General features: G+C 45.7%; 20 protein-coding genes. 2 read left to right on the top strand and 18 right to left on the bottom strand.

The window, feature by feature from the left end; all coding sequences use genetic code 11:
- Nucleotides 1-24: 24 nt before the first annotated feature.
- Nucleotides 25-603, bottom strand: coding sequence for a nitroreductase family protein (locus tag RA156_RS06335; RefSeq protein WP_306643719.1), 579 nt, complete (start codon nucleotides 601-603; stop codon nucleotides 25-27).
- 91 nt (nucleotides 604-694) lie between these two features.
- Here RA156_RS06335 and RA156_RS06330 point away from each other — a divergent pair, with 91 nt between their 5' ends.
- Together RA156_RS06330 and RA156_RS06325 are read left to right on the top strand one after the other, a co-directional pair.
- Nucleotides 695-1,621: a hypothetical protein gene (locus RA156_RS06330; RefSeq protein ID WP_306643718.1), complete on the top strand. Its 927-nt coding sequence runs from the start codon at nucleotides 695-697 to the stop codon at nucleotides 1,619-1,621.
- Nucleotides 1,622-1,666: 45 nt separating this feature from the next.
- Nucleotides 1,667-2,224, top strand: coding sequence for a hypothetical protein (locus RA156_RS06325; protein WP_306643717.1), 558 nt, complete (start codon nucleotides 1,667-1,669; stop codon nucleotides 2,222-2,224).
- On the opposite strand, the gene RA156_RS06320 is transcribed toward RA156_RS06325, so the two are convergent.
- The 17 genes from RA156_RS06320 to RA156_RS06240 all read right to left on the bottom strand — a co-directional run bounded on the left by RA156_RS06320 (nucleotide 2,225) and on the right by RA156_RS06240 (nucleotide 24,664).
- Nucleotides 2,225-2,698: a DUF4112 domain-containing protein gene (locus RA156_RS06320; protein ID WP_306643716.1), complete on the bottom strand. Its 474-nt coding sequence runs from the start codon at nucleotides 2,696-2,698 to the stop codon at nucleotides 2,225-2,227.
- 81 nt (nucleotides 2,699-2,779) lie between these two features.
- Nucleotides 2,780-3,595 carry a hypothetical protein gene (locus RA156_RS06315; RefSeq protein WP_306643715.1) on the bottom strand — a complete coding sequence of 272 codons (816 nt, stop codon included), beginning with the start codon at nucleotides 3,593-3,595 and terminating at the stop codon, nucleotides 2,780-2,782.
- 67 nt (nucleotides 3,596-3,662) lie between these two features.
- A complete protein-coding gene (gene msrA, locus RA156_RS06310) occupies nucleotides 3,663-4,208 on the bottom strand; it encodes a peptide-methionine (S)-S-oxide reductase MsrA (protein ID WP_306643714.1) in 546 nt (181 codons plus the stop codon).
- A 59-nt stretch (nucleotides 4,209-4,267) separates the two neighbouring features.
- Nucleotides 4,268-4,531 (bottom strand): hypothetical protein, encoded by a 264-nt coding sequence (locus tag RA156_RS06305; protein ID WP_306643713.1) that lies wholly within the window; start codon nucleotides 4,529-4,531, stop codon nucleotides 4,268-4,270.
- A gap of 232 nt (nucleotides 4,532-4,763) precedes the next feature.
- The gene (locus RA156_RS06300) at nucleotides 4,764-6,230 is read right to left on the bottom strand and encodes a DUF5723 family protein (protein ID WP_306643712.1); all 1,467 of its coding nucleotides are present in this window, start codon (nucleotides 6,228-6,230) and stop codon (nucleotides 4,764-4,766) included.
- On the bottom strand, nucleotides 6,227-7,090 hold the full coding sequence (locus RA156_RS06295; RefSeq protein ID WP_306643711.1) for a hypothetical protein: 864 nt from the start codon (nucleotides 7,088-7,090) through the stop codon (nucleotides 6,227-6,229). The genes RA156_RS06300 and RA156_RS06295 overlap by 4 nt, the downstream gene beginning before the upstream one ends.
- A gap of 69 nt (nucleotides 7,091-7,159) precedes the next feature.
- Complete coding sequence (locus RA156_RS06290; RefSeq protein WP_306643710.1) at nucleotides 7,160-8,494, bottom strand: peptidase associated/transthyretin-like domain-containing protein; 1,335 nt, start codon at nucleotides 8,492-8,494, stop codon at nucleotides 7,160-7,162.
- An 83-nt stretch (nucleotides 8,495-8,577) separates the two neighbouring features.
- A complete protein-coding gene (locus RA156_RS06285; RefSeq protein ID WP_306643709.1) occupies nucleotides 8,578-9,648 on the bottom strand; it encodes a branched-chain amino acid aminotransferase in 1,071 nt (356 codons plus the stop codon).
- A 122-nt stretch (nucleotides 9,649-9,770) separates the two neighbouring features.
- Nucleotides 9,771-10,454, bottom strand: a complete 684-nt coding sequence (locus RA156_RS06280; protein WP_306643708.1) for a response regulator transcription factor — start codon at nucleotides 10,452-10,454, stop codon at nucleotides 9,771-9,773.
- Between the two features lie 74 nt (nucleotides 10,455-10,528).
- A complete protein-coding gene (locus tag RA156_RS06275) occupies nucleotides 10,529-11,416 on the bottom strand; it encodes a ribonuclease Z (RefSeq protein WP_306643707.1) in 888 nt (295 codons plus the stop codon).
- A 98-nt stretch (nucleotides 11,417-11,514) separates the two neighbouring features.
- Nucleotides 11,515-12,312 (bottom strand): T9SS type A sorting domain-containing protein, encoded by a 798-nt coding sequence (locus RA156_RS06270; protein ID WP_306643706.1) that lies wholly within the window; start codon nucleotides 12,310-12,312, stop codon nucleotides 11,515-11,517.
- An 18-nt stretch (nucleotides 12,313-12,330) separates the two neighbouring features.
- On the bottom strand, nucleotides 12,331-12,693 hold the full coding sequence (locus RA156_RS06265) for an STAS domain-containing protein (protein ID WP_306643705.1): 363 nt from the start codon (nucleotides 12,691-12,693) through the stop codon (nucleotides 12,331-12,333).
- 36 nt (nucleotides 12,694-12,729) lie between these two features.
- Complete coding sequence (locus RA156_RS06260; RefSeq protein WP_306643704.1) at nucleotides 12,730-13,680, bottom strand: aspartate carbamoyltransferase catalytic subunit; 951 nt, start codon at nucleotides 13,678-13,680, stop codon at nucleotides 12,730-12,732.
- Complete coding sequence (gene pyrR, locus RA156_RS06255; RefSeq protein ID WP_306643703.1) at nucleotides 13,677-14,219, bottom strand: bifunctional pyr operon transcriptional regulator/uracil phosphoribosyltransferase PyrR; 543 nt, start codon at nucleotides 14,217-14,219, stop codon at nucleotides 13,677-13,679. Before pyrR ends, RA156_RS06260 begins: the two co-directional genes overlap by 4 nt.
- A gap of 124 nt (nucleotides 14,220-14,343) precedes the next feature.
- Nucleotides 14,344-16,497: a 30S ribosomal protein S1 gene (gene rpsA, locus RA156_RS06250; protein WP_306643702.1), complete on the bottom strand. Its 2,154-nt coding sequence runs from the start codon at nucleotides 16,495-16,497 to the stop codon at nucleotides 14,344-14,346.
- Nucleotides 16,498-16,627: 130 nt separating this feature from the next.
- Nucleotides 16,628-18,253, bottom strand: a complete 1,626-nt coding sequence (locus RA156_RS06245; protein WP_306643701.1) for a lamin tail domain-containing protein — start codon at nucleotides 18,251-18,253, stop codon at nucleotides 16,628-16,630.
- 90 nt (nucleotides 18,254-18,343) lie between these two features.
- Nucleotides 18,344-24,664: a hypothetical protein gene (locus RA156_RS06240; RefSeq protein ID WP_306643700.1), complete on the bottom strand. Its 6,321-nt coding sequence runs from the start codon at nucleotides 24,662-24,664 to the stop codon at nucleotides 18,344-18,346.
- Nucleotides 24,665-24,770: the final 106 nt, after the last annotated feature.

Genomic DNA, 24,770 nt, shown 5'->3' with positions numbered 1-24,770 from the left:
GTAAAAAGTCTTTTCTGTTCATGCTTAGGCTTCTTTAGCTATGGTGTCAAGCGCAAGACGTTCACGCTTGTTCAATTCTCTTTCTTTCAATGGGTCACTCAAGTCGTTGACATCTCCCATTCTCCCGAATGCTACGGCCAGGTATGGCGTTAGTCCTTCTTCATCTGTCAACTCCCCTATTCTGTCCAAGTGAACACCTCCCATCTGATGAGCGTAGATGTTCATGGAGAAGGCTTGTGTCACGGCATTTCCAACTGCGAGGCCTAAATCAAATGACCAGGTTCTATTCGGTCGATCCTTGTATGCGAATTTCTCTTTACCGAACACTGCCACCAAGGCTCCTGCATTCTTAGCCCATGCCACGTTTCCTTCCATCAAGGTGTTTAGAATCTTGTCAAAGGCTGGTGTTCCTTTGATTCCATAAACAAAACGCCAAGGTTGTTCGTTCATGCTTGATGCTGACCATCGTGCCGCTTCAAGTATCGTCATGACTTCTTCTTTCGCTAGTGCGGAACCGTCAAAGGCTCTTGGACTCCAGCGGTCTGAGATCAATGAATGCAGCTTATACTCTGTGTTTGCTTTTTTATCGTCGTTCAGTGCCATGTGATGTTTATGAGATGTTTTACGAGTACAAAGATTCTACCTTCGTTCTCAAATTCCCTTAACCTGGGTTAAGAAGGATTTACTGATCATTATGAAACAGACGAAATACATTATGCTTTCGATCGTACCTCTGGCGATCATCGCAATGGTTCTTAGCTGCGGAGGCCGAACGGCAGCTAGTGAAGGACCGAAGAAAACAGTGATTAGTCAAGAGTTCACATACTACTGGTACCAAGGTAAAGCTGAGCTCAGCAGCTACAAACTCACACAAGCTCGATACGGTGAGTTACGTGAAGGTGAAGCGATGCTCATTTTCGTCACTGAGCCTTTCGACAATGACAAGCAAGTCAAATCAGACATGCAAGACGACAATGACTTGTCGGTACTGAAGCTGAACCAGACACGTAAGTTTATGACCGGAGTATATCCGTATTCCATCATGACCTCTTCATTCACTGAAATTGACACGAAAAGCCCTGAGAGTCCGGTCAAGGTGACCAACTCTTCTCAAGAATGGTGCGGACACACATGGAATCAACTGAATAGTCAAGGAAACGGTTATGAGTTCCAGCTTTATAGCTACTTTGAGTCTGAAGGAGACGCCAGTGGAAAGCTCCCAGGAGTTCTGTCAGAAGACGGGATCTGGGCGATGATTCGCATGAATCCATCCAAACTCCCTCTGGGACCAACAGAAGTCATTCCAGCGCTGCATCACCTGCGATTACGACATATAGAAGCACAAGCAGCGGATGCCATCGGCACTTTGACCACAGAAAACGGAGTCAGCACCTATACGCTCGATTACACAAAGGTCGATCGCAAGTTGGTTATCCATTTCAATTCTTCATTTCCTTACGTGATTGAAGGCTGGGAAGAACATTTTAGTTCTGGTTGGGGCGCTAGCGCGGAAACGCTAGTAACCCAAGGGGAAAGAATCACCACTGAGTTACTCCCATATTGGATGCTAAATACAACTGCAGACAGTACTTATCGCGCTACTCTCGGATTGGATCGGTAAATTGCTGGCATGATTTTTTAGGTAACTAAGGAAAACCCAACGAAAATGAAGATCATGCGTAACTACTTCTTACTATTCCTGCCTCTCGCATTCTTACTGGTTCAGTGTGCTGAACGTCCTATGGGAGATAAGGTGAAAGAGCCGTTTACAGGCAATAAATATGAAAGCAACAACCGCTGGTTCCGTGCAGTAGGTAAAGGGGTTTCTACTCGCGATAACATCGCAGAAGGAAAGGCTGATATCGAAGCGAAACGCGAATTAGCACAGCAGGTACAGACTACTGTCAAGGTTGTAACAGATCAGTACTTATCTGATACACAGACGAACAACACCGACGAAATCAACGATAAGTTTCAGTCTCTCATTCGTGAGGTAACGAACACAACTATCGGAGATCTTCGTAAGATCGGACAAGAGAAATACTACAACGGAGAAGACTACACCGTTTACATCGCCTACGAAATCAAGAAGAAAGCAATGCTTCGCTTCCTGAAGAAAAAAGCAAAAGCAGACGCTAAGATTGACAAGGTGACGCTAGATACTATGGAGCGTATTCTAGATCAAGAAATCGAGCGCTTAGAAGCACTCGACGGAGACGAGTAATCAATCACCGAATAGACTGATGATGAAGCCAGCTGTGGCCATCATCAGGAAGAACCCAAATACTATCAGGGCTATCGTGATTCCTAGAACTAATAGGATAACCCATAGCCCTGATCCTTTATGCTTCCCTTCCTCTTGATGTTCGCGTATCAAATTCATGTTACGCTCATTCGCCTTGAAGGTGAAGTCAAAGATGGAACCGAGCACTGGAATCATTCCAATAAGCAGGTCTAACAGGATATTGCCGAGCATCTTCAGCAATACTTTACCACTCACTCCTTCCCTAGCAATTCCAATGACAATGGTGGCACTAGCGAGGTAACTCACAAAGTCACCAACACCTGGAATCAATGAAATGATAGGATCCAATCCGATCGTATAATCTGTACCGGGAATCCGGATACTTGAGTCAAGTAGTTTCGATAGCTTCTCGATCCAATCTGGGATCTTCTTAAGGGTGTCTTTCGTGGCCATATCGTATTGTAACACTCTTTTGACGAAAATAAAAAAGGGCCGTCACAATCGACGGCCCTGTTCACTTTTAGCAACTTGAGATTACTCTCCTAAGCTAATCTCAATCTCTTCACCATTCACATATACAATGGCGATATTATCGCATGTCCCATCTCCGAAATCAATCGTGCGTTCTCCCATAGGTGCATTGGTAAGAATGACACCTTGTACAGGGTAACCACATACACGATCAATGATAACTGGCTCTACCGTAGTTCTCGTAACCACATTGCCATTTGGGCGAACAACACTTCCTGTTCCCTCAATTTGAAACACATTATCACCGCAAATCGCTGTTTCGTGTCCTGACAACCAAGTCACCGTCTGGGTTAGGTCTCTTGTTAGCAGATTCCCATTCCGCGTGAATTCGGTATTAATCACACGAGTGTACATCGGGTTACCGTCTCCATTCACACCAAGACTGGTGGTGATTCGACTACCAGCTACTTGCGTATTGTTGACCTGAAAACCATCGAAGGTTACTGTTCGTACAGATCCCTCTACCATCATATCTCCTGAGATCGAAATATGAATCATTCCGCTACGTACTGCGCCGTTCGGGCCTTCGCAGCCACTTCCAAAGTCAAGCGTAATATCTCGAGGATACATGTCTTCTCCTGAATCTGTGACTTCAATACAATCAACGAGGTAGTCGAGCGGGTTGCATTGATCGCTTGAGCTGGCACTACGTGAGAAGAGCTCTACTTCATCTTCGTATCCACGCTCTGTGGCCATGAAGAGGGCTTCATTCGTGGCTGCAGTGATGTCGTTATTGCTCTGATCTTGTTTGCGACAAGAAGAGAGAACAACAAGAGAAAAGAGAAAGGTTAAAGTGATTGTTCCAGTGATATTTTTCATGGTACTAAGTTTTCGTTCGCCAGTTATGACGAGACGAATCCCATGAAGTTTAATCACCTCATTTCAATCAATTCGATTTTAACAACTCCGCGAACTGTACTTTGAACTTGTCAACCTTAGGGCGAATAACTGCTCTACAGTACGGCTGATCTCCGTTGAGCTCGAAATAGTCTGTGTGGTAATCTTCCGCTGGATAAAACTCAGAGAAGGCTGTGACTTCCGTAACAATAGGGTCTTCCCATACGCCACTTTGATTACCAGCTTCGATGGCCAACTCAGCAAGACGTTTTTGCTCTTCGTCGTGATAGAAAATCGCAGAACGATACTGAGTACCTACATCTGCACCTTGTCGATTCAAGGTTGTTGGATTGTGTGTGGCAAACAGTACCTGTAATAATTCAGCGTATGAGATGACGTTCGGATCGTAAGTGATCTGAATTACCTCCGCATGACCGGTTCTACCGGAACATACTTCGCGATACGCAGGGTTTTTGATATGCCCCCCTGAATATCCAGATTTAACGCTTGAAACTCCTTTAAGCTGGTCAAAGACCGCTTCAACACACCAGAAGCATCCTGCTCCGAATGTGGCAACAGACATTGTATTCTCCATGAATGACAAAGGTAACTCTTGAACAAGCTCAGAGTTCACACAGAAGTGTCACATTTTATTTACGCTGCATCTTTGGTCTCCTCACCACCGCGGGTGAATGGAGAAACTGGAGGCTTCACTGGTGCTTTGTAGATCGTCGAGAAGATGAACAGAACCACCGCTCCGCTGATCAAGAGTAGCAACAATGAATAGAACCCTTTCCAGAAGAACTCTTTAAAGTCTTCCCATTGAATAACTTCCCAGATACCGAGTAGTCCGAAAACGGTCACGACCATTACGACTGCGGCCAGGATATAAGCGTAGATGTTACGGGTTGTGTTCATAGTATAAAGATGACGAAAAAGCTTCGTTCTTCGTGTCTTTCAGCAGTTAAGGCTTGTTAAGGGGTATAAAAAAAAGAATTCCGAGAGGCCGTTGCCCCCCGGAATCAAACCAGATAATACTTACTACTACTTGCTACTGTTGAACTTAACGCTCAAACAATGACTGGTACAAAGATGAGCTAGCCATATGGCTTCTGTTGTAAGTTCGAGACTGAGCAAGTTGTAAGACGTCCTACACTCTGAAGCGTAGGAATCCCCAACTCAGTGAAGCAGTAGGATTGTCTTCTGTGAACCACGTAATCATGTCACGTGATGCAAAACCAAATTCCCAAGTTCCTTTACCAACGATGAATGTCAGTCCCACTGGAATCTTTGCTGGCTCGTCGTTTCCTGTGATCATTCCAGCAGAAAGCTGAATGAAATCAAGCGGTCTGAAATCACCTCCAAGAGAAATGATTGGCTGATCGTAGCTGACCACGGTTTCCGTTACAGGAAGAATCGCATCAGCCGCGAGATCTAGTTTTGGGTGAACTCTTAATCCAGCTCCTACCCGGGCAATCGTAGACAATTTTGTGGTACGGCTAGAAGACCCTGTCCATTCAAAGGCACTTTCAGGACTACTGAAATTGATAATCTCCTCAATGACGTTGGCCGTTTCTGCTCCGTCATCGGTGAATTCAGTGAACAACTGATCATTCAACTCATAGAGGTTACCATCCCATTTCATTCGACCGATATCGTTTACAGCCGCATTGATGTGTAGTTTTTCTCTCCAAACTAGTGTCGCACCGATATCCACACCCCAACCTAAACCTACCGGTTTCAAATCAGGAGCGTCGGCCGCAAAGGCGGAAGGATTGTCTCCTTCAATTTCGTCGTAATCAATTCCAAACACTGGAGATAGCGCAGAGAATACGTCTACATCCGATCCGTCTACATCTACCTGCATCCATGCATTTCCTAGAAGGAGCTTACCTCCTACTCCCACATGCAACGCAATGTCATCTGTGCTTAAGATTTGCTTTCCGTACCCAAGGTTAAATTCGCGAATCCAAGAGAATCCTGCTGAGGTACCGTCAACAATCTCAGAGAACTTCATGGCGTTATTAACGTCAACGATTCCACGATCGATCAAAACCAATGTGTCGGCTGATAGATTTCCTGTATTGGCAATCGTATCTCCGTTATTCAAGATCAATTCTGGGAAGTATGATGAAGCGTACCCAAGGAACAGTAATTCTGAGAGCTGAGGCCCGAGTGTTGCACTGAAGTCAACACGTTCTCTGGTGCTGAAAGCGATCGTACCTGCATTTCCCATATTCACAGAAACTCCTGATGTGATTAAGTCGATATCAACACGGGTGGTTTGTCCGGCAAATGAATTGGCGTAATCATAGCGTTGCTGCTGATCAAGCACTTCAAACTCGTCTTGCACAATGAGTTTTCTCACTTCATCCTTCGTGAAGAATTCACTGTAAGTGCTAAGTGTCCCTTCAAACAAGCCAAAAGTCACTGACTTGTTCTCAAAGCGAGATGGCAGCGATAAGTTTGCAGGGTTAATCCCGAGGGCGTGATAATCTGTAGTAAAGGGAGTTGAGGCTCCTCGACCTGTAGCCGCGAAGGCTCCATTTTCAGTTTGAGCAAGCGCAGAAGTTGCCGTGAATGCAACGCCTAACGCCAATAAGAGTAGTTGTTTCATGCAAATGCATCTTTAGTGGTCAAGGCTAATGTAAGTATTATCCCTTCCACCAAAGCAAGCAGCAACCAGACTTTTCCAGCGCCGTCTATTAATACATTTCCACCGAACCAGACTACCCCGAAGAAGGCTGAAAAAGTCAAGAATCCCCATGCCCATTTACGGCGTTGATAGATGCCAATGGCCATCGGAATGGAAATGATAAACATGAATATCGAGAACACTGTGGGAAGCAGCGGCCCCATGAAATGACTAAACCCGCTCACCAACGCTACAACCACCATTACAAACCAAAATGGAACAGAAAGTGCGATGATAACCGACAAAATAAAGGGTATCGCTGAGCTATTTCGTTCCGGACTTGGCGGTTTCGATGTGGTCCGCTGAGCGTAACCCGTTTGAGCTTGCGGAGGAGCTGCGAACTCAAAATCTTGTCCTTCCTTCCAATGCACAATCATATTGATGGACATCCAATTTCTGGCGTATTCGTTCCAAATGTGCGCATTGTTGCTTTTGAGCGAATCGAAGTGTTCAGTGATATCACTCAACTCAATCGTGCGTTCTGGCCTACCTTCTTCAGCAACAAAGAACTGGAAACCACGAAGCTTACGTTGATGAACCCGAACAATGTGATGAATCATCGCCATGCTGAACTCATTAAAGCGCCCAAGGATCTCTTTAACCTGGATTGGGGTCATTAGACCAATCACGTAGTTCAAGTTGGCCGGACGCATTGGAACCGGCAAACCACGCTGATGTAGCTCATCTGCAATCACCACTTTGTGCACAGCTTGGGTCTTGGCATCATTAAGCCATTGTTCCAAGGTGCGATTGTCTTGAATACGTATTGATCGTGGGTTCATACTCGAATATACGTCCAAGAGTATATTCTGATTCTACCGTTCGCCATAGTTGACGAATTTTAACGCTTCTTAGAAGAGCCCTTCACGGTAGATATAACGCGTCTGAGAAGACTCAAAAGGACGATAAATGTAGTATACCTGTCCATCTCGAATCGACAGATGATCGGGTCTGCGATGAGTCAATTCCTTGCCGTCAAGCAATTCGCCGGAAGTCATATCTAACTCATTCAGCGTTGTCACTCCATTCTTTTCGAAAACCACATAACACCGGTCTGTCGCGGGATCAAAGATGAGTTGTTCATCCCAATTGCGCCCAGCTTTTCCTTTATGATAAGATATGCTCAAGCTATCAGTCACTTCCGCGTTAGCGTCTATGAAGTACAACTGATCATCATAGTGGTCAAAAACGTAAATTTGCTCTCTTCCCGCAAAAACAGGCGCATAAAGCGGCTCGTAGTACATGCTTTGCGCAAATCCTGACCAATGTCCGGCGATCACTTCCTTATCGATACCCGTCTTCAGTTCTGCACGATACGCTTCCAGTTTCGCCCGCGTAGGCAGCCATTTGTACTCTGCTCGGAACATTTCCATCAAGAACTCATCTTCGATTGACAACAGAAGGTTGGCCACAGAATCATTCTCTTCAAAATGGTAATAATCAAACGCAGGGTAATTCGGTGTCCAGTTGGATGCAATGAACATTCCTTTCAATGAGTCCTGAACGGGCGCAATAAACTTATTGAACTCATCATTCTCAAGCTCGGCGAGATAGATATCTTCTTCACCAATGATGACCCAATGGTAACCGTGACGCGTTCTTAAGATCGCCTTTCCTGGATAACGACAATGGAACGAAACACACTGCTCCCCTACAGTCAGCGCTGCTTTCACATTACGGAATTCATCCAGAAGCACCAACTGGCAGCCGTCATAGATAGACTTGCCGCGTTCTTCTTGTCGCTTCATGTAACGCTCACTCTCATAGGTCAACAATAGCATTCCTTCTGGGAGGAAGGCGTAATCAGCCACGTGATATTGATGGTGCCCGTAAACCGTATCTGGTCCTGTTTCAACAATTACCTCACCGATGGAATAAGCCTCACGATTCAGCTTAATCACCATAAGGTCTGACAAGCTACCCGGCGTAAAACAAATGGTGGTATCCCGATATTGCAGGTGACTGAACTGTAAACAAGTTTCGCGGTTAGTTCTGATCTTCAAATCCGCCTTTCCTTCCTTGCTAGTGACTGTGGATGCCCCAAAGCTTCCCTTCACAGAGACATACACCCCGTCAATGGGCGCATTTGATGTTGCATCCAATACTTGAAGGCTAAGCCGTTCCTGCGCTAGCAGATGAATACTTAGTACAGAAAAGAAACCGAAGAAGAGAAGTCTGAAGATCATAGGCTTTATCTCTTGATGCTAAAGGTCGCGATATTCCATAAAAAAAGGCCACCAAAGGTGACCTTCTAATTTAGCGTGTGGAATCAGGAGATCTTCAGATTCCAGTTGAACTTATCTTCTACCTCTCCACGCTTAATGGCGTTGAGGGCTTTCTTTGCTTTGTTTGCGAACTCCCATGTTTCAGAAGGAGCCAGCTCATAATCAACACCTTCGAAAGCGATGCTTCTGATAGGTGCAATGGTAGCGGCTGTTCCGGCACCAAAGGCTTCATCTAGAGCTCCCATCTTTGCGAGGTCGATGATTTCAGCCACGGATACTCGACGTTCTTCAACATCGTATCCCCAATCACGTGCAAGCGTCAAAACACTGTCGCGCGTAATCCCGGCAAGTATCGTTTCACTCGTTGAAGGAGAAATGATTTTATTCCCTGAACGGAAAACGACATTCATTGTACCTGATTCCTCAATGTACTTGTGCTCTACAGCGTCTGTCCAAATCAACTGCTGGTAGCCTTCTTCTTGGGCCATCTTCGCTGGGTACAATGCACCTGCGTAGTTTCCAGCTGCCTTTGCATACCCAGTACCTCCTGGTGCTGAACGCACAAACTTGGTTTCAATCTTCACGTTCACCTCACTTCCGTAGTACGCGCCAACAGGACAAGTGAAAATCATGAAACGGTAAGTTTCCGATGGTTTTACACCGATGTATTCATCAGTGGCGAACATGAACGGACGAATGTAGAGGGACGCGTCTGGATTTGATGGAACCCATCCTTGATCTATATTCAATAGCTGCATTAGCGCTTCTTTGAATGTAGAAGGATCTACATGAGGCATACACATACGCTCAGCGCTCAAATTGAAACGCTCAATATTTTTCTCTGGTCTAAAAAGGTATACATCTCCTGAATTTCCTCGGAAGGCTTTCATTCCTTCGAAGATTGACTGCCCGTAGTGGATTACTGACGATGCAGGGTTCATGGAGAGGTTCTGGAACGGAACGATTTGGCCTTTTTGCCAAGCTCCGTCTTTATAATCCATTACAAACATGTGGTCTGAAAAGACCCGTCCGAATGGCAGGTTGTCAAAATCAACCTCTGGGAGGCGTGAAGCCCCTACTTCTTCAATGTCAAACATAGATTCTGATACGATCATCTTCCTGTCATTTAGGCTTGATGAGGGCTTAATTGCCCCGATCTGCGACCTCTGTCGCGCAACGCGAATATAAGGAACTCAAAGCGGAGAACGGCCTAGCTGACTCACAATTCAGGTTAACTCTACTCGTTTCCTTGAGGCGAGAATAAGAACTTATTCGGGCTTACTAGTTGAGCCTTAACCGCGTACATTACAATTGCCGCCGTGTTATTAACTCCCAACTTCTGCATGATGTTTTTCCGGTGCGTATTTACGGTATGGGCACTTAGGAACAACTTTTCTGCGATTTGGTTGTTGGTGTGACCTTCAGCAATCATGGTGATCACCTCCATCTCACGTCGACTCAATGAAACAGGCTCACAGTTCAATTCTCCCAATTCAACGTCGTGTAGATCGATCGCGTCGCGTCGAACAGCTTCAAGGATCTGGCCACAGAAGAACTTCCCTCCTTTGCCTGTTTCCTTCACAGAATCTACGATTTCATTGATGTCGCAGTCTTTCTTGATGTAGCTATCAACACCTACGCGTAACGCATTCACCACGGTTTGAGAAGATTGCTCAGTGGTAATAGCAACGACCTTCAGGCCTTTGCTCAGTTGTTTCACTTTGGGGACAGAATCAATAGAAAACCCTGGAGCGACGAAATCCATCATGACCACGTCTGGCTCGAAGTTGGTGACCAACTCCTCTAGAGATGCGTCATTCACTGCTTCACCTACCAATTCAATCTCTTCGTAATTCCCGAAGATCGTGGCAAGTCCGCATCGAATGATGTGGTTACTATCTGCTATTACAACTCGCGTCAAAGGGCTTTATTTAAATCCTTTCTAAATAACAAAGGTAACCCTGTTTTGTGCACTCGCCAAATGATTTTGTCAACTCATGCCTGAGAATTGTCATGAGATTGTACTGCCACGGTAAGTCCTTCGTTTGCGGCAATCGCATTCTCGAAGACTGTCTTGGTTTCCTCAAGTAACAAATCGTCATCACTATAGCGTGAACTGAAGTGTCCAATCATCAATTGTCCCACCTTTGCTTTCTTCGCTACTTCACCTGCTTGTGCCGCTGTCGTATGAAAAGTCTCTTTGGCTCGTTTCTCAAGGTTTGATAGGAATGTGGCTTCATGATAGAGTAAGTCAACACCTTTTACGGCCTCGATCACTTTCTCTGAATAAGCTGTGTCGCTGCAGAAAGCATATTTCCTTGGAGGCTCAGGCAAGTGAGTTACCCATTGCCATTTGATCACCTCTCCACTTTCTCTTTCGATATCTCGCTTTTCTTTAGCCGCTAAAATCTCACTTACGGTAAGTCCAAATTCTTGAATTTTCGGACGCATCACTTTCGCCTTGCGTTCTTTCTCTGTAAACAAGAATCCAGAGCACTTCACCCGATGCTTTAGTGGAAAAGCATACACTTCTACCGTGCGATCTTCATATAAAAGGGTTGTCTCTTTGACGATACTATTGATGTATTCAATTTCGAAAGAGAGTCTTGTTTCGCTAGCGCGGAATTGCACCTCCAAAATCTCTTGAAGCGCGGGAGGTGCATAGAGATTGAGTTTCTTCTTTCGTCCGAGCAGATGCATGCTTGACAACAGTCCCATGAGGCCGAGATAATGATCCCCGTGTAGATGAGAAATGAATATGTTATCAATCCGTTGGAACCGGAATTTGTATTTCCTCAGTTGAAGCTGGCTTCCCTCGCCACAGTCAATCAGGAACAGCTTATCATGCACATTAATCAACTGAGACGTCGGAAGGTGTCTCATCGTGGGCGTAGCTGCCCCACAGCCTAGTATGTTTACTTCGAATTTCACACAAAAAAACCGCTCAACAGGGAGCGGTTTTGAATTTTATGAGGTGATGATTATCGATTGATAACCATACGTTTCGTCATTTTCTTACCTGCAGCCTCGATGCTGTAGAGGTAGATACCATTGTTTAGTTCTGAGACATCAAGAACGGTGTTGTTATTTCCGCGACGTCCGTCAATCAGTTCATCAATAACCGCTTCACCGAGAAGGTTAATTACCGTCAAACGAACTGACTCCGCCTTATTCAAGGTAAATGGAACCGTTGTTTGATCATCAGCAGGGTTAGGAACGTTGTTTCCTAGAGAAAGCTCTAGTGCTGCGTTCTCCGCTACTGAAGTTCCATCAGACACAATGAAAGTGTACTGATCGAAATCGATGTTCTGTGAGATTGGCACTCCGAATACGGTTGTCCATCCTTGAACAGTAATGATCAACTGGAACTCACCAGCAATCAGTGGTGTTCCTTCAAGACTTGCGCAGTACTGAGTACCACCGTAGAATGTGCATGGATCAGGAGAATCACCATTGTTGTTGCAGACCGCCTCAAGACCCATTTCCTCTAAAGTGTATGTCACATCCGCAAGTACGAATGAGATATTCACCAACACAACAGAGTCAATCGGCGCTTCCGCAGGGAATGTGTCATCGATATCAGCAGCACTTGTAGGGACCATGATGTGGATCACATCTTCGTAGGCCATTCCAAGTTCAGCTACCTCAAAAGACTCTCCTAACAGCGGGTCAGGAGATACACCGAATGGTAGGTCTCCAAAATCGTAGTCAGCTGTACATTGGGCGCTAGCAGCAGTAAAAGCAAACAGAGCAGTAGCAAAAAGTAAAATTCTCTTCATAGTTCTTCTTTGTTAGGCTTAGAGATCACGCTCTACTTCGTCCATGTAGACGAGGTCAACAGCTTCGTTCAATGTTGGTGTGATCTTCAAAACCGAATCCAACTGAGAAATAGTTATCAATTTTTGTACCGTAGGTTGTAATCCACACAACACAAATGATCCATTACTATCACGGCAAAGACGATTTGCGACCAACACGGCGCTCAAGCCAGATGAATCACAGTAGCGTGTTTCAGACATGTCAAGGATGATATTCTTATCACCGTTTTTGTTGAGCATAACCAACTCAGTTTTGAGCTCAGGTGCCTGAAGGGCGTCAAGCTTCTCAACTTTGGTTTTCACAACCACTACCTTGTCCTTGTTTTCAACTTCGAATTTCATACTATAACGTACAGTTTGTGGTAAAGATAGTATTTTTTAGTTCCGTTCAATTTGCGATGCAAGCAAGTATAGCACGGCCATTCGGACTGCTACACCGTTTTCAACTTGATCTAAAATGATGGCTTGATCAGAATCAGCGACTTCACTGGTAATTTCCACTCCTCTATTGATTGGACCAGGGTGCATAACAACGATCTCTTTTTCTAAACTTTTAAGTTTTTCGAGGGTCAACCCGTATTGAGCTGAGTATTCACGAATGCTCGGGAAGAAAGCTACGTCATCGTCCCCTCCTTGGCGCTCCAGTTGGATGCGCAACATATTCGCAACATCACACCAGTTCAGCGCTTCATCCAAGTTATTTGACACCTTCACTCCTAACGCTTCAATGTGCTTTGGGATGAGTGTGCTTGGTCCGCAAACCATGACTTCTGCTCCAAGTGTTTTGAGGCAGTAGATGTTCGATAGCGCCACACGCGAGTGTGTGATATCACCGACGATCGCTACTTTACGTCCTTTGAAATTTGGACCTAAACGCTCTCGCATAGAGTAAGCATCAAGCAAGGCCTGTGTTGGGTGCTCGTGGGTTCCATCTCCAGCGTTAACGATACGTGTATTCACCTGCTTCGAAAGAAACAAAGCCGCTCCCGGGTCAGGATGACGCATCACCACCATGTCAACTTTCATTGCCAAGATGTTGTTCACTGTATCAATGAGGGTCTCTCCTTTCTTCACAGAGCTCGATGAAGCACTGAAGTTCACCACGTCAGCAGAGAGACGTTTCTCAGCCAGTTCAAACGAAAGACGTGTACGTGTGGAGTTTTCAAAGAAAAGGTTCGCCACTGTGATATCGCGCAGCGAAGGCACCTTCTTGATCGGTCGATTGATCACCTCTTTGAACTCGTCTGCTGTGCGAAAGATGAGTTCAATGTCAGACTTGGTCAGTCCTTTGATCCCAATAAGATGTTCGACGCTTAGTTGTTCATTCATAGTGTTGTATGTAGTTCAACCAGGTCTTTACCCGTTACTTCTTTCCATTGTACGTTGACGCGTTGTCCTTCGATAGAGTCAACGGCTCTTCCCACATATTTAGGTTCGATTGGTAGCTCGCGTGAGAATCTTCGATCAATCATCACCAATAATTCAACCGAACGGGGTCTACCGTATGATAGCATCGCATCCAGGCCTGAACGGATGGTTCTTCCTGTATATAGCACATCGTCGACCAAGATTATCCGTTGGTCTTCGATGATAAAATCAATCTTCGTAGCGTTTGGATTGAGCGGTTTCTCTCTGCGTCTGAAATCGTCGCGAAAGAAAGTCACATCAAGATCGCCACATCGGATGTCTGTTTTAGGAGCGATTTCTTTGAGTTTGGCTTCAATGCGGTGAGCCAGGTAAATCCCTCTAGGTTGAAGACCTAGAATCACTGAATTACTGAAATCGCGGTGGTTTTCGATTAATTCATGAGCCAAACGATCAATGATCAATTGGAACTGAATTTCGTCGATGAGTTTCGTTGGTCGCATCAATTACAAATATATGTGCTTCCCCTAGGATTCTTGATGCCAGCCTTGGCAATTTTCCACAATGGGTGTCCATAAAAAAGCCCCGCACAAGGCGAGGCTTTTAAATATAATCGGATGAAAGGGTTTATCCTTCCTTCTCTTCTTCGTTTCCAGCGTCTTCTGCTGGTGCGTCTTCCGCTGCGTCTGTTGCTTCTTCAGTAGCTTCAGTTGCTGCTTCAGTTGCCTCTTCTGCAGCTTCTGCTACTGGAGTTTCTTCAACTGCTGCAGTTGTTTCTTCAACTACTTCTTCTACAACTTCTTCTGGTGCTTCAGAACCACTTTCCATTTGTTCTTTCAACTGGCTAAGTACTCCTAGGTCACCAAGCGTAGCACGCTCTGTACCTTGATTCACCTGATCAACAGCTTTCGACATGTTACCTCCACCTCGTGAAGAAGGCTTACGCTCTTTGCGCTTTGGTCCTTCCTCGAACGTACGTGTATGGCTCACAGTAATTCGCTTCGCGTTCTTGTTGAACTCGAGTACTACGAAATCTGCTGTTCCTTCTACGTCGATCTGAGATCCGTCTTCTTTACGAAGCTGCTTCGTGCTGCAGTATCCTTCCACACCGTATGGAAGTGCAACGATCGCTTGGCTTCCGTCTTTCTTGATCACTGTACCCTGGTGAGTTGACCCCACTGCGAATACGTTCTCGAATACATCCCATGGGTTTTCTTCGAGTTGCTTGTGACCGAGGCTTAGACGACGGTTTTCTTTATCTAGTTCAAGAACCATCACTTCGAGTTCGTCACCAATGTTACAGAACTCAGATGGGTGCTTGATCTTCTTAGACCAGCTTAGGTCAGAGATGTGGATCAATCCGTCAATTCCTTCTTCCAACTCAACGAATACACCGAAGTTAGTGAAGTTACGTACGGTTGCTTTATGACGCGATTCCACTGGGTACTTCGATTCGATGTTCTCCCATGGATCTGGCATCAATTGCTTCATACCAAGTGACATCTTACGGTCTTCACGATCAAGTGTCAAGATTACCGCTTCGATCTCATCTCCTACTTTTAGGAAGTCTTGAGCGCTGCGTAGGTGCTGCGACCATGACATTTCAGAAACGTGGATAAGACCTTCAACTCCAGCAGCGATCTCAACGAACGCACCGTAGTCAGCCATAACAACCACTTTTCCTTTAACCTTATCTCCAACCGATAGATTCTCATCCAACGCATCCCAAGGGTGAGATGAAAGTTGCTTGAGACCAAGAGCGATACGCTTCTTGTTATCATCGAAGTCAAGGATAACAACGTTGATCTTCTGATCAAGCTCAACCACTTCTTCTGGGTGGTTGATACGACCCCAGCTAAGGTCAGTGATGTGGATAAGACCATCAACACCTCCAAGGTCAACAAACACACCGTAAGAAGTGATGTTCTTAACGATACCTTCAAGTACCTGACCTTTTTCAAGCCCGCCGATAATTTGTTTCTTCTGCTCTTCAAGCTCTGCTTCGATAAGCGCTTTGTGAGAAACAACAACGTTTTTGAATTCTTGGTTGATCTTTACCACTTTGAATTCCATCTGCTTTCCTACGTACTGATCGTAGTCGCGGATAGGCTTCACGTCGATCTGTGAACCTGGAAGGAATGCTTCGATACCGAATACATCTACGATCAAACCACCTTTTGTGCGGCACTTCACCTCACCCATGATGATTTCATCTTTCTCCATTGCGTTGTTCACATTCTCCCATGCACTGTGAATACGTGCAGTACGGTGAGAAATAACCAACTGACCGCTAGCGTCTTCCTGCTTCTCAATGAATACAGGGATCTCGTCGCCAGGCTTTAGCTCTGGGTTATAACGGAATTCTGAAGCAGCGATAACCCCTTCAGACTTATAACCAATGTTTACAACAACCTCTTTCTTACCTACAGAAACAACTGTACCTGACATTACATCCTTCTCTTGGATCAATGAAAGTGTGTTTCCGTAAAGATTTTCAAGACGCGAACGCTCGTCAGACGAGTATTCTTCATCTCCACCTTCGAAAGTTTCCCAATCGAAATCCTCCGGTGCAACGTTTGCTGCGACTGGAGCTACGATCTGAGACTCTTCTTTAGCTGGCGCTGCTTCTGCAGCTGGTGCCTCTTCAGATGTTTCTGGGGTTGCTTCTTCAGCAGCAGGAGTTGCTGCTTCTTCGTTTGTAGCTTCAGGAGTCTGAGCTTCCTGTTCTGCTGCTACTTTCTCCTCAGCGTTCTCAGCTGATTCGTTTTTTTCTTCTGCCATGTGGCCAGAATTTACTTGTATCTGATCTTAACCGGCCAATGATCAGAGGATTATACTTTGCTAACGGCCGTAATTAGCGTAAATCGGGCCGCAAAGATAGGTATAATCTTTAACAAATCAGCAACTTAGACTATCGCACCAGTAATTTGCTTCGGTAGCGATCATTGATGATCAAGAGATACACTCCCGGTGTGAAGTCTTCCGTGTTGATTTCGCGCACATTTTGAAGCTGGTCAACCTGACGTCCAGACATGCTGAACACCTTGACATCACTGAATTCCGGAAGAACCACAGGCTGGCCTGCAGTTACCGGATTTGGATAAATCATGTACTCCATCTGAACTTCATCTACTTCTACCGTAGCGCCGTTATTCGAATACTCAGGAGTTGTTTCCGTGAACAACACCCAAGTTGGAGCACCATCAGTGAAACGGCCATATGAAGTATCAGCTTGCTGTGGACCAAAACTGATTTGGTCTGCAATGGAGAATCCGTCAGGACTTCTCAAAATCACGTGCTCACCGTTGTTCGATAGGCGGAAGTTCGTGTGGTTCCACCCTTCTCCTCCTTGTTCATCTGCAAAGAAGATCAAATAGCCACCTGCAGCAATCACTGAAGAATCAGGATGATCCGTTGGGATTTGCCACTTGGTTGGATTGAACGGATTGTCTGAAAGGTAATATCCTGCCACATCCACTGGGAAGTCATTCGGATTGTAAAGCTCAATCCAATCCTCATTCTCACCTGCTGTATCCAAGGTATCAGTGTCGTTTTCAGCCATTACCTCATTGATGTAGAGTTCCTCAGGTTGAATGATGATCAACTGATTCGTCACTCTTGGCGTAGGAATCGTAAAGAATGAGCTTGATGGACCTCCATCTGATGAGCGTCCGTACGACATATCTACTCCTGTCTCAATAAATTCATAGGTATCGACCGTAGAGTCGTCCGGTCCGATCAAAGTTACTGTTCCAGAAGTGTTTTGAATGGCGCTTGAAATGTGATCAGCTCCATCCCCTAGTTCACCATCAGCATAAAGGACGAGAAAACCATCCTCATCTACCGTAGTACGAACAGGATCATTATTAGGAATCGTAAATACCGCTTCACCATCAAGCTGAATCTTGTAATTAGCAAGGTTTACTTGAATTGGGTTTGGGTTGAAGATCTCAATCCAAGGCTCGTGTTCACCGGCTTGGTCAACGATGTCAGAGCTATTCTCTGCCAGCACTTCGTTTACGAAGAGAATTTGTGTTGCCGGCTGAATGTATTGGTTCGTTGCGTCAGGCGTAGTCACATCAAAGAAGATCCACTCATCACAACCATCACATTCACGTCCGTATGAGATATCTGGTTGTTGTTGTGGGTAGCTCACTTGGTCAACAATCGTTTCGCCGTCTGGCTCTACAATAAAGATTGTTTCACCATCAGTAGAAAGCTTGAATGAAGCGTGATCTTCACCTTGTTCCTCATCGTTATCAATCCAGAAGATTTGGTATCCACCAGGAAGAATGGTTGTTAGTCCTGGGTTTGTCGATGGGATTAACCACTTGTCCAATGAATCTGGATCATCGCTTAGGTAATAACCGGCAAGGTTGATAATGCTTCCTGGATTGTAGATTTCAATCCAATCGTCGTATTCGAAGAAGTCATCTTGAATATCGTTCTGGTTTCCAGCCAAAACTTCATTAATCACAACTTGACCGTTTCCGGCGATAGCCAAGAAAACACCCGTCAAAAGAAGAAATAATCGCATGCTTGCAAGTTTACACGGTAAACATAATGAAAGTATGTCGGCTCTTAACATTGGCTTAACCTTTCTTTATGCGAAAATGGGATTCAAAACTTAAGGCACTTGCGTCACCGAAACCTCGTATTCATTGAAGTCGTTGATGACTTGATTCACCTCTGATTGTGAATTCAAATCACGTGTCCAGTAAGTCGTCACGCCGTTTGAAGTCGTCTGGTAAATCCCCCACTTTGATTCGAGCATGAGCATAGCCATTGCGGCCTTGCCTGGCACTTCATCAGTGTAAGATCCAATCTTCACTTTGAAAACCTGGTCAGGAGTAGGTTGCTCAACAGCCTCTTGCGAAGTTGAAGGGTTGGTTGAAGGATTGATGCTTGATACAGCCACCTTCTTACCGTCTTTATATGCCACAATGAAGGCATCTGTGATACCGTTTGCGCGTGCTTGGTTCTTGCGTGCTTCCGCATCAGCCTTGTTCGTGAAGCTTCCAGAAGTATAACGAATGAATCCGCTCACCGTGCGTTCTGCCATCACATCATTGACATTGTAAAGATCAGTCAAAGAAACCGGCTTGCTGTAAACTCCTATCTGAACTGAGTAGAACTCCCCTTCCATACTTTCCCAATCTGTTGCGAATGACGGAATCGTAAGAATTGGCTCTTCTAAACCTGTGCCATCGGCGCTAAAGCTTGGAGAAGACTCCTCTGTAGATGTCGTTTCATCGCTGCTTGATTCAGCAGTTGAAGACGCAGGATTTTCTGTTGCCTCGGTAGTAGTCTCAGTATTCGATGCAGTTTCCTCTGTACTTGTTGTATTGACCGCTAACGCTTCAGTATCAGTAGACATGGCTCTAGCTTCACTCAATGAAATGCGTTCACCATTCAAGAATGCGACAACAAAAGCATCGCTGTATCCACGTTGTCTAATTTGACCTTTGGCATTGTCTGCGCTGTTGTAATCGACGAACAAACCTGCGGTGTAACGCTTGATTCCATTATTCAACTGCTCAGCAGAAAGAGGCGCGAAGTCTCCAAAATGATCCTGCGGAATCGGGTTACGGAAGGCTCCTACTTGAACCTTGTACACAACTCCCGTTGGCAATTCTGGATCAACTGGAATCGGCGTCTCTTCCGAGTAAAGGGCTTCTTCAGTGAATCCGAAGAGGTTATTGTTCAATACAGGTGGGTACGAGAATAAGTAATTACTCAACGCCGCTGGTGGTGCCGTTGCCACTGCTACATCTCCAGCCGGACGAGCTGTTGGGACATGCGTGCGTGCTTCTGCGATAATATCTGCGGCGTCAAGCAGAACAAAGGCATTACGTAACTCTTGAGCTTTGTTGTTGATTTCTTCATCTGCAGCGGCTAAGCGCTCATCAGCATCTTGCACTTCAAGGTAGCGCACTTCTGCGTTACGGTACTGCAGCTTGATTTCTTCTGCAATCTCATTGCGCTCTTCCTCTGTATCGGCCACCTTCAACGCGAGTTCAAGTTCTGCGATGCGTTGGCGATTCTCGTTCAAGTCGGCAACAGCCGCATTGCGTGATTCGAAGATGTTCTGACGTTCAGCTTGTAGTGCTTCCAACGCTTCTCTTGAACGCACCATATCCTGATAAGCTACCGTTTTCACGATGGCTTCTCGGTATTCAGGTGTCCATTCAGATTCTCCTTCAAGCTTTGTTACCAAGGTTTCTTCGGTTGGTAGGTCTTCTAAGACCGTAGCTTCTGGCGAAGGTGATAGCGTTGGAATTACTGGAGCCTCTTCACGGAGACTTTCGATTATTTCTTCAGCTACTGTATTCACTTCCGTTTCTTCTGCAATACTTGTTTCAGAATCAGCTGTTGTAGTTTCTTCCTCAGCAGTGTTTGCTTCTGACTCATCAGTAGGGTCTGCATTCGCTAGCGCGGAATCGTTTGACGTTTCATCTTGGGCATCAGAGCTGTTCGCAAGTGCAGTCTCTGCTTCTTCAGTTTCACTTACCGACTCAGTATCTGCAGTACTAGATATCTCCGAAACGCCAGCAGTGTCTTCCGTAGAAGAATCAGCAGAAGTTTCCTCTGCGGTCAACGCTTCAGCAGCATCCGACGGTGCTTCCCACTGCCCTCTTACAATAGCGCTGCGTGTTTCTTGATCAAGCGCCAGAATCTCTTCTTCATTGCTGATCATTTCTTGAACACGGTGTTGAATCGCGATCGCCTCTAACTCTAGCGCTAGTGCTTGATCGTATTCATAGGCTTGTTTGATGTCGTCAATTTCTGGAGCTGCCCCTAGACGTATTTGATTGGCTTCGTTGATGTTGTCATCAGCGCGTTCTAGCTCCCGTTGAATATACTTGAGTGTTTCTTCATCTGTCGCTAGCGCGGAATTCTCTAGAGCTTCATCAAGTTCAATCTCTGTAGCCTCATAGATCTCCACTGCTTTTTCTGAAGCGATTTTTGAACGCTTCACCTTCGCAGCAGCAGCATCGAAGTACGCTTTTTCAATGGCCTTGTCCAGTTTCTTCTTCTTGCCGTCTTTCTCTGCGCGTTGTAGCTCTAGACGTAGCTCTTGCACTTCCGACTCATTCGCAACGATTTCGTTCATGCTGCGTTGGAAGTTGTCGTTATCACGTAACTCGCGAGCTACATTCACCATTTCAGGATGACTCGTTAAATCGTCTGGAGTCAACACTTCAACAGGTTGTAACTGCTCATTCAATGCCGTCAGTGCTTCTTCGCTCAATGAGCTGGCATCTTCAACTTCTCTCGATTCATCGATGCTCTCAACCACCTCTGTGACAACCGATTCTTCTGTATCTATAGTTGAAGCTAAATCAGAAGTACTAGCAGCAATATCAATCGCTTGTAGTCGACCAATTTCTTGCTGAAGTCGATCACGATCTTCTTCATTTGAAGTAGCATCAATAGCGTTAACGCGTTCCGCGATAGCGTTATCAATCTGATCTTGCGCATCCGAGTCAGTCACATCAATCGATAATTGCTCAAGAATCTCTGCTTCGGAATCAGCAAGAGCTGCTGGTAAATGAACGGCTGGAGCCGACTCTTCCACTGCATTCACAGCCGGTTCATCCGTATTTGTTGAAGAATCAACAGACTCTTCTGAATCAGATGACGTTGAACTTTCGTCGATGCTCACATCGGCTACAGGTTCGTCGCTGGCAGAAAGGCTTAGCTGTAGATCTGTTTTGTATTGCTCAAGACGTTGCTTGTTCGAGAAGATTTCATCATTGAGTTTACGATGCTCAACAGCAGTCATATCCCCCATTTGATGTTCCTCGATGGATTCAAGTCCTCGAATGTATTGCTTAGTCAACTCAATTTGTGCCTCCGTTTGATCAGCGAACGGAAGTTGCTGTGCAATGACATCGCGCAATTCTTCTTCATAGTCTGACTTCAATACCTCGGCATTCATGCGAGAATCCAAGTAAGCTTGCGCCGCGCGAAGTTCTTGAGACTCTTCTTGGATAGCGCGGAGCTCAGCAGCATCATCGCTTTCCATTACCGCACGTTCGTTGCTGTCAAGGCGATCATCGATATCAAGGGCCATTTGTCGCATCGACTCTAGTGAATTCGTGCGTTCTGCCATTGAATTGGCTTCCCCTTTCTCGCGCCACGAATCGGCACCAAATACTTTCTCGTAAGTCGCTTTCGCTTGAGTAGCGCTTGCCGTTGTTGGCGTCTCGTTATTAGCACGTTGCTCTGCAGTAAGTGTCGCTTGATAGTCTAGTGACGAAGTCAACAACTCTTCTCGTTGATCAAGTTCTTCAGGAGTCAATGCATCTACATTCATAGAACGTAAGAATGCAATCTGATCGGTCACATCACGCAACTGCATAGCGCGAAGTGCTGCCTTCTGTTCATCAGGAGCGATCGACTCATTGTCGATACGTTGCACCTCTGAAGCGTAGGTATCACGCAGTCCAGTAACAGGCTTTAGCTGAACGTCGTAGCTAACAGCTTGTGCAGACAGACCTTCAAGTAATGTGATGTCATTACGAGTAGCGCGCATCTCCTCATCTAATTTCATGAGTGTTTGCGGGTCTGTAATGGCTAATCCGTCAAGTTTCTCTTCTGTTTGCGCTAATTCATTCTGAAGCTTTGTGGCTTGCGACTCGTCGAATGCACTAGCCTCACCTGCTGGTTCTTTAGCTGCATTCTCATAGAACTCAAGCTGGGTACGAAGATCAAGTTCTTCTGCACCGAGGTTTTCGGCAGATCGTGTTTTACGCTCAATCTCTTCATCAATAGATGCTATTTCAGCATTCAATTGAGACAGTTCATCTTGAAGCGCTTCACGAACGCCTTTCTTGGAAGCTAATTCCAGCTCCTTTTCTTTTCGGCGCATGCGCGCATCAAGTTGATCGCGTTCATTTCTCAGGTTCGAGATTCGCTCCAAGAGCTTGCGCTCGCTTTCTTCTTTTTCCGCTGCAGCTGCCACCGTTTCTTGAATCACAGGAATATCCAATCCTTGCTCGGATTCATCGTGGTATTCCTTCAAGATGTTCAAGGCCTTATCCAGGTCATTGGATGCAATGGCTTCGGTTACTTCAGTGTATCTGTCATTTTTCGCTTGCGCGGAATTGTCAATCTCGCTTGAAGCATCGTGCAGTGACTTTGACGCGATCAAAGCATTGCTTGCCTCACGACGCAATTCTTCAGCCTCGACTAGCAGAGCTTGGTATGCTACTAGTTTATCAAAGTAGCTCGGGTCATCTTCTGACACCCCTTGCATCAACTGCTCTGCTTCTAATGTCTTCTGAGATGCCAATGCACTGTTGGATGCCGCTTTCTGAAGAAGCTCACCTGAGTGGTCTTGCAGCTGTGGAGCTAAGTTCTTTGAGTCTTCCGCTGCTTGCTTCATTTCAGACAAGACGTCGTCAAGACTTTTGTTGCGATCAAAGCCAGCTAATGCGGTCAGCTGATCTTCACTGATTTCTTCTCTAAGTGATTCCTCTTCTTGCGTGTTTTCCAGCTGATCAAGCAGTTCGTCGGTCACATTGACATCGAGACCTTGCTTCTTGCGGAGCATTTCTGCAGAAAGCTCTGCGATGTTCACATCGAGAGGAGCTCCAAATTCATTGGTGATGTACAGCTTTTGTTGTCCGCCTTCATCTACGATGCGCAGTTCTTGGCGCAGCGCAACACTTCCACCAAAATCTGGCACTTCAAAGCTTCCAGAATGGATGATCGCTCCTTCATCGGGTTGCACTTGAATAGTGTATAATCCCGCTTTGGGGAGGTCGAGTAGGTAACCCTTTTCACCTCCGTCTGCTTTGGTTTCAATGATTGGTTTGCCCGTTAGCTCATCAATGATTTTCAAGCGCGCTCCAGGACCTAACCCTTCCGCGTTAGCGAAATAAGCACCTTGAATGAAAGTAGTGTTCACAGGAATCTGCTTGACCATTACCTTGTACACGCTCATTTCATTCTGAGCGGTATTACGCGACGAAGCGAAGTACGCCGTTTGCTTCAACGAATCAACAACATAGAAAATGTCGTCATCTGGAGTATTGATGGCAAAATCAAGGTTCACCGCTTGCGAAAAGCGATTGCTCGCAGCATCGTAATCACAACGGAAGATATCGTACCCTCCCATTGAATTATGTCCTTTGGAAGCGAAATAGAAGGTCTTGCCGTCGGGATGCATGAAGGCGAAATCTTCATCGTACGCCGTATTCACCGTTGATGGAAGGCGAATTGGATTCGAGAACTCCCCTCCAGGTAAAATGTCTGCGCGGTAGATGTCTTTGCCGTATTTGCCGTCTTTACCGTACGATGTGAAGAAGATGGTCAAAGCATTTCCCGGGAAGTGCATCACACTCACCAATTCCGCTTTCTTATCGTACTTCGATAGTAGGTCTTCCGGTGTCTTCAGCACTCGACCACCGATTTCTTCTAGGTTGTAGTAACGGAAGAAGTCAGACGAAGCAGCGTTGGTTTTCTCAAGCACCACCACATCCTTGATATTAGAAAGAAGGTCACCTCCTTGATCACACATTTGGATATTGCGCTCTGCTGGAAGTGGGTTCTTTTCTTTCGGATCAAGCTTCATGAGGTACTTCATGTACGCATCTTTCGCTTGAGCAAATTCATAATTGAGGTGGTAAGCTCTTCCGAGATAGAAGAACACACGAACGTCGCTGCAATTCTTCTTTACAGCGAAGTTTAGGTGACGAATTGCTTTGGATTTCTCGACCCCAGCATACAATGCACAGGTACCAAAACGGAAATTGAGCTCCGCATCCTTAGGGTGCAGACTCACGAGCTGGGAATACACAGGATAGGCCTGTGCAAATTTGCCAGCTTCAAATGCCGCCTCTGCCTCAGCGCGTAGCTGAGTTTCTTCCTTAGAAGTCTGCGCGTTCAGGCTTACCACCATTGCGCAGATCAAGAGCACGGACGTAACCAGACGTTTCATAGGTGTAGAGACCAAGTTACTTAATTGCTTTTCATCCGATTTGGGGAAGGTAGACTTTTATCCACACCCCAAGCTTTACCAACGCTAGTTTCAGATTTCACTGACA

Origin of the sequence: Sanyastnella coralliicola (assembly GCF_030845195.1) — a bacterium.
GTDB lineage: Bacteria > Bacteroidota > Bacteroidia > Flavobacteriales_D > Sanyastnellaceae > Sanyastnella > Sanyastnella coralliicola.
Note: the sequence above shows the minus strand (reverse complement) of the source record. Positions and strands in the feature narration are given on the sequence as shown.

Excerpts from the sequence above, each read along its gene's own strand:
- RA156_RS06295 (WP_306643711.1), bottom strand. The coding sequence starts at position 7,090 with ATGAACCCACGATCAATACGTATTCAAGACAATCGCACCTTGGAACAA.
- RA156_RS06245 (WP_306643701.1), bottom strand. The coding sequence starts at position 18,253 with ATGCGATTATTTCTTCTTTTGACGGGTGTTTTCTTGGCTATCGCCGGA.
- RA156_RS06315 (WP_306643715.1), bottom strand. The coding sequence starts at position 3,595 with ATGAAAAATATCACTGGAACAATCACTTTAACCTTTCTCTTTTCTCTT.
- RA156_RS06335 (WP_306643719.1), bottom strand. The coding sequence starts at position 603 with ATGGCACTGAACGACGATAAAAAAGCAAACACAGAGTATAAGCTGCAT.
- RA156_RS06275 (WP_306643707.1), bottom strand. The coding sequence starts at position 11,416 with ATGAGACACCTTCCGACGTCTCAGTTGATTAATGTGCATGATAAGCTG.
- rpsA (WP_306643702.1), bottom strand. The coding sequence starts at position 16,497 with ATGGCAGAAGAAAAAAACGAATCAGCTGAGAACGCTGAGGAGAAAGTA.
- RA156_RS06285 (WP_306643709.1), bottom strand. The coding sequence starts at position 9,648 with ATGATCGTATCAGAATCTATGTTTGACATTGAAGAAGTAGGGGCTTCA.
- RA156_RS06305 (WP_306643713.1), bottom strand. The coding sequence starts at position 4,531 with ATGAACACAACCCGTAACATCTACGCTTATATCCTGGCCGCAGTCGTA.
- RA156_RS06325 (WP_306643717.1), top strand. The coding sequence starts at position 1,667 with ATGAAGATCATGCGTAACTACTTCTTACTATTCCTGCCTCTCGCATTC.
- pyrR (WP_306643703.1), bottom strand. The coding sequence starts at position 14,219 with ATGCGACCAACGAAACTCATCGACGAAATTCAGTTCCAATTGATCATT.
- RA156_RS06320 (WP_306643716.1), bottom strand. The coding sequence starts at position 2,698 with ATGGCCACGAAAGACACCCTTAAGAAGATCCCAGATTGGATCGAGAAG.
- RA156_RS06300 (WP_306643712.1), bottom strand. The coding sequence starts at position 6,230 with ATGAAACAACTACTCTTATTGGCGTTAGGCGTTGCATTCACGGCAACT.
- RA156_RS06240 (WP_306643700.1), bottom strand. The coding sequence starts at position 24,664 with ATGAAACGTCTGGTTACGTCCGTGCTCTTGATCTGCGCAATGGTGGTA.
- RA156_RS06330 (WP_306643718.1), top strand. The coding sequence starts at position 695 with ATGAAACAGACGAAATACATTATGCTTTCGATCGTACCTCTGGCGATC.
- RA156_RS06270 (WP_306643706.1), bottom strand. The coding sequence starts at position 12,312 with ATGAAGAGAATTTTACTTTTTGCTACTGCTCTGTTTGCTTTTACTGCT.
- RA156_RS06260 (WP_306643704.1), bottom strand. The coding sequence starts at position 13,680 with ATGAATGAACAACTAAGCGTCGAACATCTTATTGGGATCAAAGGACTG.
- RA156_RS06265 (WP_306643705.1), bottom strand. The coding sequence starts at position 12,693 with ATGAAATTCGAAGTTGAAAACAAGGACAAGGTAGTGGTTGTGAAAACC.
- msrA (WP_306643714.1), bottom strand. The coding sequence starts at position 4,208 with ATGGAGAATACAATGTCTGTTGCCACATTCGGAGCAGGATGCTTCTGG.
- RA156_RS06290 (WP_306643710.1), bottom strand. The coding sequence starts at position 8,494 with ATGATCTTCAGACTTCTCTTCTTCGGTTTCTTTTCTGTACTAAGTATT.